At 73.4% G+C, this 18,733-nt stretch carries 5 protein-coding genes; 1 reads left to right on the top strand and 4 read right to left on the bottom strand.

All coding sequences use genetic code 11. The features are described from left to right. Positions 1-17 precede the first annotated feature (17 nt). From SGA01_RS03780 to SGA01_RS03765, 4 genes are all read right to left on the bottom strand, one after another. Entirely contained in the window at positions 18-227 is a 210-nt protein-coding gene (locus tag SGA01_RS03780) for an MbtH family protein (protein ID WP_055644979.1), read from the bottom strand. Beyond that, positions 224-14,566: a non-ribosomal peptide synthetase gene (locus tag SGA01_RS03775; RefSeq protein WP_141293253.1), complete on the bottom strand. Its 14,343-nt coding sequence runs from the start codon at positions 14,564-14,566 to the stop codon at positions 224-226. Before SGA01_RS03775 ends, SGA01_RS03780 begins: the two co-directional genes overlap by 4 nt. A gap of 342 nt (positions 14,567-14,908) precedes the next feature. Continuing rightward, the gene (locus tag SGA01_RS03770; protein WP_141293251.1) at positions 14,909-15,916 is read right to left on the bottom strand and encodes an iron-siderophore ABC transporter substrate-binding protein; all 1,008 of its coding nucleotides are present in this window, start codon (positions 15,914-15,916) and stop codon (positions 14,909-14,911) included. A 186-nt stretch (positions 15,917-16,102) separates the two neighbouring features. After that, a complete protein-coding gene (locus SGA01_RS03765) occupies positions 16,103-17,515 on the bottom strand; it encodes a lysine N(6)-hydroxylase/L-ornithine N(5)-oxygenase family protein (RefSeq protein ID WP_141293249.1) in 1,413 nt (470 codons plus the stop codon). 248 nt (positions 17,516-17,763) lie between these two features. Here SGA01_RS03765 and SGA01_RS03760 point away from each other — a divergent pair, with 248 nt between their 5' ends. After that, complete coding sequence (locus SGA01_RS03760; RefSeq protein ID WP_141293247.1) at positions 17,764-18,711, top strand: methionyl-tRNA formyltransferase; 948 nt, start codon at positions 17,764-17,766, stop codon at positions 18,709-18,711. Positions 18,712-18,733: the final 22 nt, after the last annotated feature.

Raw genomic sequence — 18,733 nt, 5'->3', positions numbered from 1 at the left:
TCCTCAGGCCTGCCCGGTCAGCCCTGCCGGGCGACCAGGCTCGTCGGGCGGAGGTCGGTCCAGTGGGACTCCACGTAGGTCAGGCACGCTTCCCTGGTGTCCTCGCCGAAGGCGGTTCGCCAGCCCGCGGGCACCGCGGCGAAGGCGGGCCACAGCGAGTGCTGGTTCTCCTCGTTCACCAGGACCAGGAAGCGGCCTTGCGGGTCCTCGAAGGGGTTGGTCGTCATGCGTTGTCGCTCCTCATGGATGTGACGGGGAACAGCTCGGACAGCGGCTGTTCGGGGTCGGCTGCCACGGTCCGCAGCAGGGTCTGGAGTTCTTCGGCCAGGCGGCGGGCCGTCGCCGCGTCGAGGCGCTCGGGCGCGTGGATGATGCCGCAGTGCACGGGGCCGTCGCCGAGCGGCTCGTGGAAGGAGAGCGTCAGGTCCGCCCGCGCCTTGCCGGTCGGGACGGTCCCGAGGGTGCCCACGCCGCCCTCCAGGCGGTCGAGGTCGGCCTGTTCGTGGTGGATCACCATGACCTGCGGGCCCTCCGGGCGCAGGCCGGCCGCTCGGACCACCGCGTCGAAGGGGACGTCCTGCCGGTCCAGCGCGCTCAGCGTGGTCTCCCGCACCCGGGCCAGCAGTTCGGCGAAGGTCGGGTCGCCCGCGGTGTCGGTGCGCAGCACGACCGTGTTGAAGAAGCAGCCCACCAGGTCGGCGAGTCGGTCGTCGGTGCGTCCGGCGACCATCGAGCCGATGGGGAGGTCGGTGCCGGCCCCGTGGGCGGTGAGCAGTGTCGCCAGCGCCGAGTGGAGGACCATGAACATGCTCGTGCCGGTCGCCCGGGCGAGCCGGTCGATGTCCTCGTGCAGCCGGTCGTCGAGGGTGAATTCGACGGTCTCGGGCGCCTTGGTCGCGGGGGTGTCGGGCAGCAGGGGCAGGGTGCGCGGGGACCCGACGAGCGTCCGGCGCCAGTAGGCCAGTTGGCGGCCGCCCCGGCTCTCGCGGTCGTCCGGGTCGCCCAGTACCTCGCGCGCCCAGCGGGTGTAGTCGCCGTACGTCACCGGGAGCGGCTCCCAGGCCGGTGCCCGGCCGGCCGTGCGCGCGCCGTAGGCCGTCGTGAGGTCGCGCAGGAGCGGGACCACGGACCATTCGTCCACCGCCAGGTAGTGCATGGTCAGCAGGACCGCCTGTGCCCCGTCCGGGCCGGTGAGCAGGCGGACCCGCAGGGCGGGCTCCTCCCCCAGGTCGGTTGCCTCCGCAGCCTGTTCGGACAGTCGGGTGTCCAGGTCCGCGCAGTGCTCCGAGGAGAGTGTCGGCGCCTCGGTGGCCCTGCGCAGCACCGTCCCGTCGGGCTGCTCGGTGAAGGCCGTGCGCAGGGGTTCGTGTCGGGCCGTCACGTCGGCCAGCGCGGCGGCGAGGGCTTCGGCGTCGAGACCGCCGGGCGAGCGCAGCACCAGCGCGTGGTCGAAGCCGGGGTTCCGGCGGTAGGTGTCCCACTGCCACTGCTGGACAGGCGCCACGCGGAGCTCGGTCGCCGTGTCATCGATCGGGCGCAGGGGTGGGCGTGCGGCCGTCGCACCGTCGAGTTTGGCCGCGATGCCGGCGACCGTGAGGGCGTCGAAGACGTCCCGGATGCTGAGTTCCGCGCCGAACTCGGAGCGGATCCTGCCGAGCAGCCGCATCGACGCCATCGAGTGCCCGCCGAGCGCGAAGAAGCTGTCGTGGACGCCGACCTCGTCCAGCTTGAGGATCTCGCAGAACAGCTCGGCGAGCCGGGCCTGCGTGGGGGTCGCCGGGTGGGCGTCGCCGGTCATCGCCGACCACTCCGGCGCGGGCAGCGCCTTGTGGTCCAGCTTGCCGTTGGGCGTGAGCGGCAGCGGGCCGTCCAGGGCGACGACGAGGGCGGGGACCATGTACTCGGGCAGTTGTCCGGCGACATGGGCGCGCAGCTCCTGCGGGTCGAGCTCCCGTGGGGCACCCTGTCCCGTCTCGGGTACGGCGTAGCCGACGAGCCGGACGATGTCGCCGTCGCGGTCGGGCAGGACGGCGGCCTGGGCGACGGACGGGTGGCCGGCGAGTGCGGCCTCGATCTCGCCCAGCTCGATGCGGAAGCCCCGGATCTTCACCTGGGTGTCGACCCGGCCGAGGAAGTCGAGGTTGCCGTCGGAGCGCCAGCGGGCGCGGTCGCCCGTTCGGTACATGCGGCTGCCGGGCGCGCCGAACGGGTCGGCGAGGAACCGCTCCGAGGTGAGCCCCGGCTGCCCGAGGTAGCCCCGGGCGAGGCCGCGCCCCGCGACGTACAGCTCGCCGACGACACCGGGCGGTACCGGCCGCAGGTGGTCGTCGAGGACGTAGCAGCGGGTGTTGGGGTCGGGGCGGCCGATCGGCACGCGGCCGGGGGCCCGGCCGCCGTGCTCGCGCGCGGGCCAGAGCGTCGAGTTGACCGTCGCCTCGGTGAGTCCGTACGCGCAGATCAGGTGCGCCGTGGCGCCGAAGCGCTCGAACAGGTCCGGCGGCACCGTCTCGGTGCCGACGAGGACGGTCGAGCCCTCGGGCAGGGCGCAGCCCGGGGGCAGCGCCGACACCAGCGACGGCGGCAGGATCATGTGGGTGATCCGCTGGTCCGCGAGGAAGTCGGTGAGCGCGGGGCCCGCGACCCTGGCCTCGTCGGTGATCAGGACGAGCCGGCCGCCGTGGCAGAGGGCCATGGCCAGTTCGAAGGCGAAGACGTCGAAGCCGATCGACGCGAACTGCAGGACGCGGCTGTCGTGTTCCAGGCCCATCCGGTCGACGGCGGTGGCGACCAGGCTGGCGATGCCCTCGTGCGGGACGACGACACCCTTGGGACGGCCGGTGGAGCCGGAGGTGTAGATCACATACGCGGCCTGGTGCAGGTCGGCCGGGCCGGAGGAGGGCAGCGGCGTGTCCGGCCCGTCCGGTGCGGCCAGTTCGGCCGCGATGTCCGGAGCGTCGAGCAGGAGTACCGGGACACCCGGCACCTCGGGGATCTTGCCGGCCACGGGCTCCGTGCCGACGACGACGGCCGCGCCCGAGTTCTCGATCATGTACGTGAGCCGGTCACCCGGGTGGACCAGGTCGAGCGGCAGGAACGCGGCGCCCAGCTTCAGCGCGGCGACGACCGTCGCGACCATGTCCACCGAGCGCGGGACGGCCACACCGACCACGCTCTCGGCGCCGACTCCCCGGGCGGCGAGCAGCCGGGCCAGGCGGTCGGCTCGGGCGTCGAGCTGGGCGTACGTCACCGACCGGGAGCGTTCGACGACGGCGACGGCGTCCGGGCGCTCGGCCACCCATCGGGCGAACAGCGCGGGCAGGGTCTGCTCGTCGACCTCGCGGGGCGCGCCGTTGAAGCCTTCGAGAACCAGTCGGCGTTCCTCGGCGGAGAGGATCTCGGCCCGCGACACGGGCTGGTCGGGGGCCGCGACGAGGGCCGCGACCAGCCTGCGGAGGCGGTCGGCGACGAGCTCGGCGGTCTCCCGGTCGAAGAGTTCGGTGGCGAACTCCAGGCGGCAGCCGAGGGAGCCGGAACCGCTCTCGGCGGTGGGGCCGGTGGTGTGCTCGGTGAAGCTGAACACCAGGTCGAACTTGGCGGTGCCGATCCCGAAGGGGACGTAGGAGGCCTGGAGGCCCGGCAGCCGCAGCTCGTCGTCGGTGCGGGCGTGGTACCCGACCATCACCTGGAACAGCGGGTTCCGGGAGAGCGACCGGGTCGGGTTGAGCTTCTCCACGACCGACTCGAAGGGGACGTCCGCGTGGGAGAACGCGGCCAGGTCGGTCTCCCGCACCCGGGCGAGCAGCTCGGTGAAGGTGGGGTCTCCCGCGAGGTCGGTGCGCAGCACCAGCGTGTTGACGAAGAAGCCGACCAGTTCGTCCAGGGCCTCGTCACCCCGTCCGGCGATGGGTGCGCCGAGGGGGATGTCGGTGCCCGCGCCGAGCCGGTGCAGGAGGGCGGCGACGGCCGCGTGGACCACCATGAACATGCTGGCGCCGGTCTCGCGGGCGAGCCTCCTGAGGCCCTCGTGGACCGTCCGGTCGAAGGCGATGTCCACCTCGGCCCCGGTGAACGCCGGGCGGGCGGGTCGCGGCCGGTCGGTGGGCAGCTCCAGCTCCTCGGGAGCGCCGGCCAGGGCCGTGTCCCAGTACTCCAGCTGCTTCGCCGCCAGGCTGTCCGGGTCCGACGGGGCACCGAGGAGGCTGCGCTGCCACAGGGCGTAGTCGGCGTACTGGACGGGCAGCGGCTCCCAGTCGGGGGCGGCTCCGTCGAGTCGGGCCGTGTAGGCGGTGGTCAGGTCGTGCAGGAAGGGGCGGTCGGACCACTCGTCGGTGGTGATGTGGTGCAGGAGCAGCGCGACGACGTGGTCGTCGGGCGCCACCTCCACGATCGTGGCGCGGACGGGCAGTTCGGCGGCGAGGTCGAACGGCCGCCGGACGGCGGCGTCCACGATGCCGGGCACCTCGTCCTCGGTGGCGCGCAGGTGTTCCACGGCCGGAACGACGCCGGCGGGCAGGACCCGCTGGAAGGCCTGTCCCTCGCGTTCGCCGAAGACGGTGCGGAGCGCCTCGTGGCGGGCGGTCACGTCGGCGAGGGCGGCGCACCAGGCCGCGCGGTCGAAGGCGCCGCGCAGGCGCATGACGAGCGGGAAGTTGTACGCGGCCGAGGTGCCCTCGATCTGCTGGATGACCCACAGGCGCTGCTGGGCGTGCGAGAGCGGCAGTTCGACGGGCCGCTCGCCCGCCGGGAGCGCCGACAGGGACGGGCGGGCCGCGCCGCGCGAGGCGGTCGCGCGTTCCACCAGTTCGGCGACGGTGGGCGCCTCGAACAGGTCGCGGATGGCCAGCTCCGCGTCGAGGGCCGTACGGGCGCGGCTGACGAGCCGGGTGGCGAGGAGGGAGTGGCCGCCGAGGTCGAAGAAGTCGCTGTCGATGCCGACGCTGTCCCCGGCCAGGCCGAGGACCTCCGCGAAGAGCGCGCACAGCGTCTCCTCCTGCGGGGTGCGCGGCGCGCGGATCTCGCCGAGGCCGGTGCCGGCGAAGTCGGGTGCGGGCAGGGCCTTGACGTCCAGCTTGCCGTTGACGGTCAGCGGCAGGGTCGCCACGGTGACCAGCGCGGACGGCACCATGTAGTCGGGCAGGCCGGCCTTCAGGTGCTCGCGCAGCCGCCGGCCGAGCGTCTCGTCGGCGGGGCCGGCGGAGTCCTCCCGTACGACATAGCCCACCAGGCGCTTCGTCCCCGTGGCCTCGTGGACGACCACGGCGGCGTGGGCGACTTCCGGGTGCCCGGACAGGGCCGTGGCGATCTCGCCGAGTTCGACGCGGTAGCCGCGGATCTTCACCTGGTCGTCGGTGCGGCCGAGGAAGTCGAGCAGGCCGTCGGGGCGCTGCCGTACGAGGTCGCCCGTGCGGTACATGCGTTCGCCCGGCTCGCCGAAGGGGTCGGCGACGAACCGCTCGGCCGTGAGGCCCGCCCGGTCGTGGTAGCCGCGGGCGAGGCCCGTACCGGCGATGTACAGCTCGCCGGGGCAGCCCGGCGGCACGGGGCGCAGCATCGTGTCGAGCACATGGGCGCGGGTGTTGCGGATGGGCACGCCGACGGTCGGCGTCGCGCTGTCGGTGGTGGAGCCGCCGAGGGTGTTGATCGTGTACTCGGTCGGGCCGTACAGGTTGTAGCCGTAGGTGTCGTCGGTGTCGCGCAGGCGCGTCCAGACCGTGTCGGACACGGCCTCGCCGCCGAGGAGCACCAGGGCGGGCCGGTGCCGCCCCGCAGCCTCGTCCCGGTCGAGCAGGCCCTCCTCGATGAGGAGTTGGGCGTAGGTGGGTGTCACGTTGACGACGTCGACGCGGTGCTCGTCGCAGTACGCGACGAGGGCCTCGGCGTCGCGGCGGAGCTCCTCGTCGCAGACGTGGACCTCATGGCCCTCGACGAGCCAGAGCAGCTCCTCCCAGGACATGTCGAAGGCGAAGGAGACGGTGTGCGCGATGCGCAGGCGCCGTCCGCCGGCCGAGGCGATGGCCGGGTCGAAGATCTCCTTCTGGTGGTTGAGCTGCATGTTCGTCAGACCCCGGTAGGGGGTGACGACGCCCTTGGGACGGCCTGTGGAGCCGGAGGTGTAGATGACGTACGCGGGGTGCTCCAGGCGGTCCGGCACGCCGCGGGCGAACGCGGGCCGCTCGGCGTCGGTGATGCCGTCGCCGGACAGTGCGGCCAGCTCGGCCGCCACCAGCGGGTCGTCGAGGAGGAGTTCGGGGGCCGCGGGCCCGTCCTCGCCGCGCAGCGTCGGGGCGACGGCGGTCGTGGACAGCAGGCACAGCGGTCCGGTGTCCTCCGCCATCAGGCGGAGCCGGTCGGCGGGGTGGTCGAGGTCGAGCGGCAGGTAGGCGGCGCCCGTCCGCAGGACGGCGAAGAGCGCGGCCACCATCTCGATGGACCGGGGCAGCGCGAGCGCCACGACCGTCTCGGGTCCGGCGCCGCGGGCGAGGAGCAGCCGGGCGAGCCGGTTGATCCGGGCGTCGAGTTCGGCGTACGTGAGGGCACGGTCGCCGAAGACGAGGGCGACCGCGTCGGGGGTACGGGCGACCTGGGCCGTCAGCATGTCGGCGACGGTCTCGTCCGGGACGTCCTCGCGGGTGGCGGCCCGGCCGGACTCCAGCGCGGCGCGCTCCGCCGGCAGCAGCAGGTCCACGCCGACGGTACGGGCGGCCGGTCCTTCCGCCGCGTCCAGGGCCTGGCCGAGCCGGTCGAGGACCGTGGTGAAACGGGCCAGGATCGTGGCGGCGGCCTCGGCGTCGAAGAGGTCGGGCCGGGCGGCCAGGGTCACCCGCAGCCGCGCGCCGGGGGTGACGATCAGGGTGATCGGGAAGTGGGTGCCGTCGACGTTGGAGACGCCGGTGATGCCGTGGCGCGCCCGGAGCTCCGCCGCCCGGTCCTCGCCGTCGGCGGAGCGGAGCACGAAGAGGGTGTCGAAGAGGCGGCGGTGGCCGGTCTCCTGCTGGAGCGTGCCGAGGCCCACGTGCTCGTACGGCATGACGGAGGCGCGCTCGGACTGCATCCGCCGCAGCAGGTCGAGCAGCGGCTCGTCCGGGGCGAAGGCGATACGGGCGGGGACGGTGTTCAGGAACATGCCGATGATGCCGGCCACGTTCGGTACGTCCGCCGGGCGCCCGGCGACCGCCGTACCGAAGGCGACGTCGCCGCGGCCCGTCATCGCCGAGAGCACCAGGCCCCAGGCGGCGTTCAGGACGGTGTTCAGGGTGAGTCCGTGGCGCCGGGCGAGGGTGCGGAGCCGGTCGCTGCTCTCCTGGGTGAGGAGGGCGTCGAAGTCGGCCGGGATGACCGGGCCGGCGTCGCGCCCGGACGGGGCGACGAGCGTCGGTTCGTCGAAGCCGTCGAGCGTTCCGCGCCAGGCGTCCAGGGCCGCGGCGGTGTCCTGGACGTCGAGCCAGGCCAGGTAGTCGCGGAACGAGCCGGGCTGCGGCAGACCGGTGGCGTCGCCGGCCCGCTCGTACAGCGTGAACAGCTCCTCCAGGAACAGCCAGGCGGACCAGCCGTCCCAGAGGATGAGGTGGTGGGTGACGACGAGCCGGTCGCGGCCGTCGCCGAGGCGGATGAGCAGCAGACGGCAGAGCGGCGCGGCGGACAGGTCGAAGCGCTGCCGGCGGTCGGCGGCGAGCAGCTCCTCCACTCGCATCCGCCGCTCTTCCTCGGACAGGTGGGTCAGGTCCTCCTCGGCCAGCGGGATCTCGGCGCCGTCCGCGATGAACTGCACGGGCCGGGGCAGGCCGTCGCTGGTGAAGCCCGCGCGCAGGCCGGTGTTGCGCGCGAGGAGCGCGCGGCAGGCGGCCCGCAGCCGGTCGGCGTCGACCTCGCGGTCGAAGTCCAGGACCTCCTGGGACTGGTAGACGTCGAGGGCGTCGCCCGCGTCGTAGGTGGCGTGGAAGTACATGCCCTCCTGGAGCGGGGAGAGCGGCCAGATGTCCGCGACGGGGAGCCCCGCGGCGGCGTGGACGCGGGCGGTCTCCTCCGCCGTGAGGTCGAGTCCGCCCAGGGGAGCCCGGTCGGGAGTCGGGGCGGGCGCCGGGGCCGGGGGCGCCTGGGGCGCGGCGGCGGTCAGTTGGTCGAGCAGGGCCTTCAGGGCCGGGTCGACGGCCGCGCCGGACTGCTGCTGGAGCGCCAGGACGGCCTGGAGGGCGGCGGCGGCCTGCCCGGCGTCGGTGGCGGAGACGGTCACGCCGTCTGAGTGCACGGGTACCTCGGGTGTCTGGGGTGCGGTGGGTTCTGCCGGGGCCTCGGCCGGGGCCGCCCGGGCGGCCGTCTCGGCCAGTGCGGCGGGCGTGCGGCACACGAACACGTCGCGCGGGCCGAGCGTCAGCCCGCGAGCGCGGGCGCGGGTGGCGACGGTGATCGAGGTGAGGCTGTCGCCGCCCAGGACGAAGAAGTCGTCGTCGACGCCGATCCCCGGGATGCCGAGGACGTCGGCGAAGATCGCGCACAGGTCCCGTTCGCGCTCGTCGCGCGGTGCGCGGCCGTCCGCCCGGGGCACGGCCTCGGGGGCCGGCAGGGCGTTCTGGTCGAGCTTGCCGCTGGGTGTCAGCGGCAGTTCCGCGAGGACGACGACGGCGCCGGGCACCATGGGGGCGGGCAGCGCGTCGGCGAGCGCCGCGTGCAGCGTCTCGCTCTCCGGGGCCGCGCCGGCGTCCGGGACGGCGTACCCGACGAGGGTGCCGTCGCGCACGACCACGGCGGCGCGGGCGACGCCGGGGAGGGCCGCGAGGGCGGTCTCGATCTCGCCGGGCTCGATGCGGTTGCCGCGGATCTTGACCTGGCGGTCGGTGCGCCCGAGGTACTCGACCGCCCCGTCGGCGCGCCGCCGCACCAGGTCGCCCGTACGGTACATCCGGTCCCCCGGCGCCCCGAAGGGGTCGGCGACGAACCGCTCGGCGGTCAGCCCGGGCCGGTCGTGGTAGGCCCGCGCCAGCTGCACGCCGGCGAGGTACAGCTCACCGGGCACCCCGTCGGGCACCTGGCGCAGGAACGGGTCCAGGACGTGGAGCCGGGTGTTCCAGACGGGCCGGCCGATCGGCACGGCAGGCTCGTCGCCGCCCTCGTACGGGAAGTACGTGACGTCCACGGCGGCCTCGGTGGGGCCGTAGAGGTTGTGGAGGGGTACGGGTCCCCGGCCGTCGCCGGAGGTCCGGGAGGTGAGGTCCCGCCAGCGGCGGGCGTCGGCGCCGGTGAGCGCCTCGCCGCTGCAGAACACCCGGCGCAGGCTCGCCGCCCAGTCGGGGACGTCCGCGGTGGCTTCCATGACCCGGGTGAACGCGGCCAGCATCGAGGGCACGAAGTGGGCCGTGGTGACGGAGCGGTCGTGGATCAGACGGGCCAGGTAGGCCGGGTCGCGGTGGCCGTCGGGGCGGGCGAGGACGACGGTCGCGCCCTCGGTCAGCGCCCAGAAGAACTCCCACACCGACACGTCGAAGCTGGACGGGGTCTTCTGGAGGACCCGGTCGTCGGCGGTCAGCCCGTACGTGTGCTGCATCCAGGCGAGTCGGTTGACGATGGCCCGGTGGGTGACGGCGACGCCCTTGGGGCGGCCGGTCGAGCCCGAGGTGTAGATCAGGTAGGCGGGGTGGTCGGGTCCGGCGACCGCCGGGACGGACCCGTCGGTGAGGGGGTCGCTGCCGTGCTCGTCCGCGTCCACCACGATCCGGGTGAGGTCCGGGACGGCGGGCAGCCGGCCGGCCGCCTCACCGGTCGTCACGACCGTCCGGGCACCCGAGTCGGTGAGCATGAACGCGACCCGGTCGGCGGGGTAGTCGAGGTCGACGGGGAGGTAGGCGGCGCCCGCCTTGAGGACGCCGAGGAGCGCGACCATCAGCTCGGCCGAGCGCGGTACCGCGACGGCGACGTACCGCTCGGGGCCCGCGCCGCTCGCCCGGAGCCGCCGGGCCAGGGCCTCGGCGCGCCGGTCGAGCTCCGCGTAGGTGAGGGTGGTGTCCTCGAAGACGACGGCCGGGGCGTCCGGCGTGCCCGCCGCCCGCGCGGCGAAGAGGGAGGCGAGGGTCGCCTCGGGCACCGCGTGCCCGGTGGCGTTGAGCTCCGTGAGGTGCTCCCGCTCGCGGAGGGAGAGCAGTCCGGTCCGGCCCACGAGGCGGGCGGGTTCGGCGACGACCGTCCGCAGCAGGGCGGTGAACCGGCCGGCGAGGACCGCCACGGCCACCTGGTCGAGGCGGGCCGCGTCGTGCTTGAAGCGCAGCAGCAGCCCGCCGTCGGCCGGCTCGACGACGAGCGCGAGCGGGTAGTGGACGGCGTCGAGGACCTCGGCGCCGGTGATGCGGAGCTCCTCGGCGCCCTGTCCGGCGGACCGGTCGCCGGTCGGGTAGTTCTCCAGCACGACGAGCGTGTCGAAGAGTTCACCGCCCCCGGCGGCCCGCTGGATGTCGGCGAGGCCGAGGTGCTGGTGGTCGAGGAGGGCGGTGTGCTCGTCCTGGACGCGCCGCAGGAGCTCGGTGAGCGACTCGTCGGCGCGCAGGGTCACCCGGGCCGGGACGGTGTTGATGAAGAGGCCCACGGCGGAGTCGAGGCCCGCGACCTCCGTGGTCCGCCCGGACACGGTGGTGCCGAAGACGACGTCCTGGCTGCCGGTGAGTCCGCCGAGGAGGAGGCCCCAGGCGCCGTGGAGGACGGTGCTCAGGGTCAGGCCGTGGGTCCGGGCGTACGCGGTCAGCCCGGCGGTGAGGTCCTGGGGCAGCCGGGTGTCGACGTGCTCGGGCCGGACCGGCGCGTCGGCCGCACCCGTGGGGCTGTCGGTCCCGGAGAGCTCGGTCAGCCGGGTCGGTCCGGCGAGCCCGGCGAGGGCCCCGCGCCAGGCCTCGCGCGCGGCGGACCGGTCCCGGCCCGCCAGCCACGCCAGGTACGGCTCCGGGGATGCGGGCTCCGGCAGGGCGTCACCCCGGTAGGCGGCGGTCAGTTCGCGGAGCAGGACGGAGACGGACCAGCCGTCGGCGACGATGTGGTGCAGGGTGAGGAGGAGCCGGTGGCGCTGCCCGTCCCTGACGAGGGTGGCGCGCAGCAGCGGCGGCCGGTCGAGGGCGAACCGCTCGGCGCGGTCGGCGCTCAGGATGTCGTCGAGCGAGGTGGTGGCGGTGTCCGCCTCCGACCAGGGCAGGGTCACGTGGTCGGCGAGCCGCTGGACGATCTCGCCGCCGGGCAGCTGGCGGTACGCGGCGCGCAGCAACGGATGGCGGTCGAGGAGCAGTTGGAGGGAGCGGCGCAGCCGGTCGGGGTCGACGGGGCCGTCGAGGTCGAGGAGTTCCTGGACGACGTAGAGGTCCGGGGCGCGGTCGTCGAACTCCGCGTGGAAGAAGAAACCTTCCTGGAGCGGGGAGACGGGCAGCGCGTCCGCGTCGAGCCTCACCCGGGGAGCCGGGGCGGTGGCCGTCTCGCCGGCGATCCGGGCGAGTGCGGCGACGGTCCTGTTCCGGAACACCTCGCGCGGGGTGATCGCGAGACCGGCCTCGCGGGCGCGGTTGACGAGCTGGATGGCGACGATGCTGTCGCCGCCCAGCTCGAAGAAGCTGTCGTGGACGCCTACCGACGGCAGGCCGAGGACCTCGGCGAACAGCGCGGCGAGCGCGGTCTCGGCCGGGGTGCCCGGGGTGTCGGCGCCGGTCATGGCCGTCCACCGGGGCTCGGGCAGGGCCTTGCTGTCGAGCTTGCCGTTGGGGGTCAGCGGGAGGGGTCCGTCGAGGACGACGACGGCCGACGGGACCATGTGGTCGGGCAGCGCGTCGGTCACGTGGGCGCGCGAGGCCGCCACGGCGGCCTCGGCCACCGTCCCGCTCGCCTCCGCCACCAGATAGGCGACGAGGCGCTTCACGCCCCGGTGGTCCTCGCGGGCGAGTACGGCGGCCTGGGCGATGCCCGGGCAGGCCATGAGGGCGCTCTCGATCTCGCCGGGCTCGATCCGGTGGCCGCGGATCTTGAGCTGCCCGTCGGCGCGGCCGAGGAACTCCAGGTTGCCGTCGGCGCCCCAGCGGACCCGGTCTCCCGTGCGGTACATCCGGGTGCCGGGCTCGCCGTACGGATCGGCGACGAACCGCTCGGAGGTCAGGCCGTGGCGGCCCAGGTAGCCGCGGGCGAGGCCGCGCCCGGCCACGTACAGCTCGCCCTCGGCGCCGACGGGCACCGGGCGGAGCGCCGTGTCGAGCACGTAGGCGCGGGTGTTGGGGTCGGGCCGGCCGATGGGCGCGGGGCCGGGCCGGTCGGGCTCGGCGAGCCAGAGCGTCGAGTTGACGCTCGCCTCCGTGAGGCCGTACGCGACGACGACCCGGAGCCTGCCGTCCCAGCGGGCGATCAGTTCGCCCGGGACCGCCTCGGTGCCGACGACGAGCACGGCGCCGGCGGGGAGTTCGCACTCCTGCGGCAGCGCGGAGACGAGCGAGGGCGGCAGGATCATGTGGGTGGCGCGGTGGTGGGCGATGTAGTCGGTGAGCGCGGGGCCCGCGACGCGGCGCTCGGCGGGGACCAGGATGATCCGGCCGCCGACGCACAGCGACATGACGAGGTCCCACACCGTCACGTCGAAGCCGACGGAGGCGAACTGCACGACCCGGCTGTCGGGGGTGATGCCGATCCGGTCGGTCGCGGTGGCGATGAGGCTGCCGACGCCGTCGTGCGGGACGACGACGCCCTTGGGGCGGCCGGTCGAGCCGGAGGTGTAGATGACGTACGCGGCCTGGTCGAGGGCGACCGGGACGTCCGGGTCGGTGTCGGCCTGGGCGGCGAGGGCCTCCGCGGTCGCCGGGTCGTCGAGCAGGAGATGGGTGACGTCTCCCGCCCCGGGGAGTTCACCGGCGAGCTCGCGCACGGTGAGCACGGTCCGCGCCCCGGCGTCGGAGAGCATGTAGGCGATGCGGTCGCGGGGGTGGTCCGCGTCCAGCGGCAGGTAGGCGGCGCCCGCCTTCATCACGGCGAGCAGCGCGACGACCAGCTCCGGCGAGCGGGGCAGGGCGACGCCCACGACGTCCTCGGCGCCCACGCCACGGGCGGCGAGGAGGCGGGCGAGCCGGTTGGCGGAGGCGTTGAGCTCGGCGTAGGTCAGCTCGCGGTCCTCGCAGACGACGGCGACGGCGTCGGGCCTGCGGCGGACCTGCCGCTCGAAGGCGGCGGGCCAGGAGAGTTCCGGCACCTCGCGCGGTGCGATGCCGAACTCGTCGAGCACCAGGGTCTGTTCGGCGGCCGAGGCGATGTCGAGGTGGCCGATCGGGCGGTCGAGGTCCCCGGTGAAGGCGTGCAGCAGGGCGAGGAAGCGGCGTTCGTGGTCCGCGAGCGCGGCCTCGTCGCAGACGTCCGCGTCGGCGTCGAGGTGGACGGTGAGGCCGTGACCCCGCCGGGTCTCGGCGAAGCCGAAGGCGAGGTCGCTGACGGGCCCGAGCCACTCCGGGCGCAGTTCGGCCTCGTGCTCGATCCCGTCGGCCGCGAAGCGCAGGCCCTCGGCGCGCGGCAGGATGTTGACGGTGGGGCCGACGAGTTCCGGTACGCCGTCGACGAGGCCGAGGTCCCTGGCCAGGTCCTCGGCGCGGTAGCGGCCGTGGGCGACGGCGTCGGCGACCGTGTCGCGGACGTGGGCGACCAGGGCGGCGCCGGTGAGGGCGGGACCGGCGGACAGGCGCAGGGGGACGATGTTGGACACCATGCCGGGGACGGTCGCGGAGACCTCGTCCCGGCGGGCGGTGACCGCCAGGCCGAGGACGAGGTCCTGCTCGCCGCTGACGCGGTGGAGGTAGGCGGCGACGGCCGCGACGAGGACGCGGGAGGGGCGGACGCCCGCGCCGCGGGCGGCGGCGTGCAGCCGGTCGACGTCCTGGGGGGCGAGTTCCGTCGTCCGTCGCAGGCGTCGCGTCATGGGGGCGGCGCCGCGCTCGACGAGGCGTACGGGCTCGGTCCGGCCGGCCATGCGGTCGGCCCACCAGTCGCGGTCCTGCCCGTGCTGTTCCGACGTGCGGTACGCGCGGTCGGCGGCGACCAGGCGGGCGAGGGACCGGTCTCCGGGCGGCGGCGCCTGCTCCCCCGTCGTGTAGAGCTCGCCGGCGCGCCGGGTGACGAGGGCGGCGCCCATGCCGTCGGCGACGATGTGGTGGTAGCGCTGGACCCACAGGACGTGGTCGTCGGCGAGCCGCAGCAGCGCGTGGCCGGTGAGCGGTCCGTGGGCGAGGTCGGTGGGCCGGTCCCGGTCGGCGGCGGTCCACGCGGCGGCGGCCTCCTCGGGGTCGGCGGCGGCGCGCAGGTCCACGACGGTGATGTCGACGGGGAGGGCCCGGGGCGTCTGGCGGGGTCCGTCGCTCCCGGCGACGATGGTCACCCGCAGGCACTCGGCCTCCTCGACGGCCCGGCGGACGGCCTCGGTGAGCCGGTCGACGTCGAGGCAGCCCCGGAGGTCGAGCGTGAAGACGATGTTGTAGGCAGAGCTGTCCGGCTCCAGTTGCTGGGCCAGCCAGATACCGGACTGCCCGCCGGTGAGGGGGATCCCGGAAGCGGACGTCCGGTCCGACTCGACGTCAAACATCGTACGAAGTGGCCTTTCCCTGGAGGTGCGTCGGTGTGGGTGGTCCCGGGCGCGGCTCGGCACCCCTCCGTGCGCGGGGTGCGGCTAGGGCCTGTCTTTCGGATCAGGCCGGATCAGGGAGCGGGGCCTGGTGCCGTGGATCGCAAGGCGGAGGAGGGAGTCATGGCGGAGCCATGGCGAGTGACGACAACGCGGCGAGGCGCGGCACCAGGCCCCGCGAGCCCGGCATGATCCGAAAGACAGGCCCTAGATCGCCGACGGCGTGGCGGGGCCCGCCACGCCGTCGGTTCGATCGACGCACCCTGACGCCGCGTCAGCGGCGCGTGGGGCAGCGGTGCGTCGTCACTTGACGGCCGCGAGCAGCGGCTCGATCTCGTCGATGGCGTACGGGATCGACAGGACGGTGTTGAAGGAGAACGCGGCGCCGATGTCCGGGTCCTGGTAGGGCACGAACAGGTCGCGCTTCTCCTGGTTGACCTTCAGCTTCTTGTAGAGCGGCTCCGCCTTGATGCGGTCGTTGGCGTCGGTGCTGGAGGTGACCCAGACGAGCCGGTCGACGTCGAGGATGTTCAGCTTCTCGGCGCTGAGTTCGGCGACGTTCCACCCGGGCTTGGCCAGGCCGTCGATCTCCGGCTTGAGCTTGAAGCCGAGCTCGGAGAAGAAGATCGCCTTGGGGTCGGTCCTGGTGAACGCCGAGTACTTGCCGGCCTCGAAGGAGTCGGCGACGGCCAGTGTCTTCGTCGCGAACTCGGGGTGCTTGTCGCGGACCGCCTTGAAGCGGGTGCCGATGTCGGCGATCAGCTTCTCGGTCTCGGCGTCCTTGCCGAGGGCCTTGCCGATCTGCCGGGTCATGACCTGCCACGGGGCGCCGTAGTCGGGGTGCTCCTTGGGCTGCGCGACGACCTTGGTGAACTTGGAGAGCGTGTCGTACTGCTCCTTCTTCATCCCCGAGTACTGGGCGATGACGAGGTCCGGCTTCAGCTGGACGATCTTCTCGATGTTGTACTCGTCGCGCTCACCGACGATGACCGGCTTGACGGAGCCCCACTTGTCCTTGGTCCAGGGCCACTTGCCGTACGGCTGCTCCTTGAACCAGTCGACCGAGCCGGCCGGCTTGACGCCGAGCGCGAGCACCGCGTCCTGGTCGGAGAGGCCGAGCGTGACGATCGTCTTCGGCTCCTTGTCGATCGTCGTGCTGCCGTACTTGTGCGCGACGGTGACGGGGAACGCGGCGGGCTTGTCCGCCCCGTCGGCCGACGCCGGGGCCGAGGGCGAGGAGGACGAACCGGTTTTCTCCGTCCCGCCCCCACAGGCGGCGAGCGCGAGCGCCGCCACCGCGAGGACGGCCACACGGGGAGCGGATCTGGCGAACCGCACAAGGGCGGTGGGACGTGCACCAGTTGACACGGACTTTCCTTTCACGGGGATACACAGTGCGTGCCGCGCCGCCGGGCGAGAGCTCTGTCCGGCGGAGGGACGGCGGGTGTCGCGTGGGGGGTCGCGGAGACGTACGGGAGGTGCGAGGGAGGCGTCGGCCTAGCGGGCCGTACCGACTCCGTCGGCGACCGGCCGGCCCTTACCGACGGCCGGGGCCGTGGCGGGCGCGGGAGCGGGGACCGGCACCGGGGAGGACGTCGGGGAGGAGACGGCGGACCGGCGGTGACCGACGACCGATTCGAGGATCTCCCCCACCCTGATCGCGGTGTTGGAGAGCAGCGAGGACGTGATGCCGTGGGTGTGCTCCGTGCCGCCCTGGAGGTAGATGCCGCAGCGCAGTTCGGCGTCGGTGGCGACGCGGTAGTCGCGTTCGACGCGGATGCGGCCCTGCTCGTCGCGGTGGCAGTGCCGGGCGACGTCGCCGAGGAGGCCCATCGGGTCGGCGGGGCTGTAGCCGGTGGCGAGCACGACCACATCGGCGTCGAGCGTGGTCTCCTCGCCGCTGACCAGGGACCTGACCGTGGCGCGGGCCCCGTCCGGGCCGTCCTCGACGCCGACGAGCCGGGAGATGTTGAGGAAGCGGAGCCGCTCGGTGCCGAGGACCTTCTCCTGGTACGACTGCCGGTACAGGTCGTCGATGAGGTCGATGTCCACCACGGAGTAGTTGGTGTTCCCGTGGTACTCCATCAGCTTGCGCTTGATGTCGTCGGGTGCGGTGAAGTACTCGTCGACCGCTTCGGGGTCGAAGATGCGGTTGGCGAAGGCGCTGTCGTCGGCGGGGCTGTAGCCGTAGCGGGAGAAGACGGCGCAGATCTCGGCGTCGGGGAACCGGCGGTGCAGGTAGGCCACGTTCTCCGCGGCGCTCTGCCCGGCGCCCACGACGACGAACCGCTCGGGGGCGGTGCCCTCCAGACCGTCCACCTTCGCCAGCAGGTCGGAGTTGTGCCAGACCCGCTCGCTCCGCTCGATGCCCTCCGGCATGCGGGGGCGCAGTCCCGTGCCGAGGACGAGGTTGCGGGCGCGGTGCACGACGAGCTCCGTGCCGGCGCGGGCGGTGACCTCCAGGTACTCCACCACGCCGTCCTGGACGACGGGTTCGACGGCGATGATCTCGTGGCCGTACGAGACCATGTCGTCGACCTTCGCCGCCGCCCACTCGAAGTAGTCGTGGAACTCCACGCGCAGCGGGAAGAGGTTCTTGTGGTTGACGAAGTCGATCAGCCGGCCCTTGCTCCGCAGGTAGCAGAGGAAGCTGTACTCGCTGGACGGGTTCCGCAGGGTCACCAGGTCCTTGAGGAAGGACACCTGCATGGTCGCGTCGTCGATCAGCATGCCGCGGTGCCAGCCGAAGCACGGCTGCCGCTCGAAGAAGTGCGCGGTGACCGCCTCCTCCCTGTCGACCTGTGCGTTGTGCTCACTGAGCGCCAACGCCATGGCCACGTTGGACGGCCCGAAGCCGATTCCAATGAGGTCGTGGACCAGAGGTGTGTCGCCAGGAAGAACCTGAGACATGTCACTCCCATCGTGCGTGCCGCCTGTGGGGGGCGTGGTCGAGAACAGGACATCGGGGCACACCGGAGACGGCGACCCGAGTCGAACTTAGGTAAAGCTAACCTCATCTGACGGCAGCTGTCGACGGCCCACGGCGAACGACGGCGAAGAAATGGCGCTGAACAGCCTTGAAACACCGCCCAGTTGTCATGTTAGGTAAGCCTTGCTTTACTTGGCGTCGATCAATCGCTCTTCCGAGGAGGAAGCCCATGCGGGTCGTCATGTTCGGTTATCAGACCTGGGGCCATCGGACCCTCCGAGCGCTCCTGGACTCCGAGCACGACGTGGTGTTGGTCGTGACGCACCCCAAGAGCGAGCACGCCTACGAGAAGATCTGGAGCGACTCGGTCGCCGATCTGGCGGCGGAGCACGGCGTCCCCGTCGTCATCCGCAACCGGCTCGACGACGAGGAGCTGTTCGAGCGCCTCAAGGAGGCCGATCCGGACATCATCGTGGCCAACAACTGGCGTACGTGGATCCCGCCGCGCATCTACACGCTGCCGCGCCACGGCACGCTGAACGTCCACGACTCACTGCTGCCGAAGTACGCCGGCTTCTCGCCCCTCATCTGGGCGCTGATCAACGGCGAGCCGGAAGTGGGCGTCACCGCCCACATGATGGACGAGGTGCTCGACGCCGGCGACATCGTCCGGCAGGAGTCGGTCGCCGTGGAGCCGACCGACACGGCGACGGACCTGTTCCACAAGACGGTCGACCTCATCGCCCCGGTCACGATCGGCGCCCTCGGCCTGATCGCCTCCGGGCAGACCGAGTTCACCCCGCAGGACAGGTCCCAGGCCACCTTCTTCCACAAGCGGGCCGAAGAGGACATCCGGATCGACTGGAGCTGGCCCGCCGAGGTCCTGGAGCGCCTGGTCCGCGCCCAGTCCGAGCCGTATCCGGCGGCCTTCACGTTCCATCGCGGCCGACGCCTGGAGATCCTCTCCGCCGTGGTCTCCACGGGCCGTTACGGCGGAACTCCCGGCCGGATCTTCTACCGCGAGGGCGACGGCGTCGTCATCGTCGCCGGAGCGGACGCCCGCACCGGCCGCAACCACGGCCTCGCCGTCACCCGCGTACGGACCGACGACGGCCGCGAGCTCGCCGCGGCCGAGTACTTCACCTCCATGGGCGGCTACCTCACCGGCCGCCCCTGACCCCTACCCCCCGACCACGAGG

This window comes from Streptomyces gardneri, assembly GCF_006539185.1.
In the GTDB taxonomy this organism is placed as follows: domain Bacteria; phylum Actinomycetota; class Actinomycetes; order Streptomycetales; family Streptomycetaceae; genus Streptomyces; species Streptomyces gardneri.
Note: the sequence above shows the minus strand (reverse complement) of the source record. Positions and strands in the feature narration are given on the sequence as shown.

Coding starts and splice junctions, on each gene's coding strand:
- SGA01_RS03775 (WP_141293253.1), bottom strand. CDS start 14,566: ATGTTTGACGTCGAGTCGGACCGGACGTCCGCTTCCGGGATCCCCCTC.
- SGA01_RS03760 (WP_141293247.1), top strand. CDS start 17,764: ATGCGGGTCGTCATGTTCGGTTATCAGACCTGGGGCCATCGGACCCTC.
- SGA01_RS03780 (WP_055644979.1), bottom strand. CDS start 227: ATGACGACCAACCCCTTCGAGGACCCGCAAGGCCGCTTCCTGGTCCTG.
- SGA01_RS03765 (WP_141293249.1), bottom strand. CDS start 17,515: ATGTCTCAGGTTCTTCCTGGCGACACACCTCTGGTCCACGACCTCATT.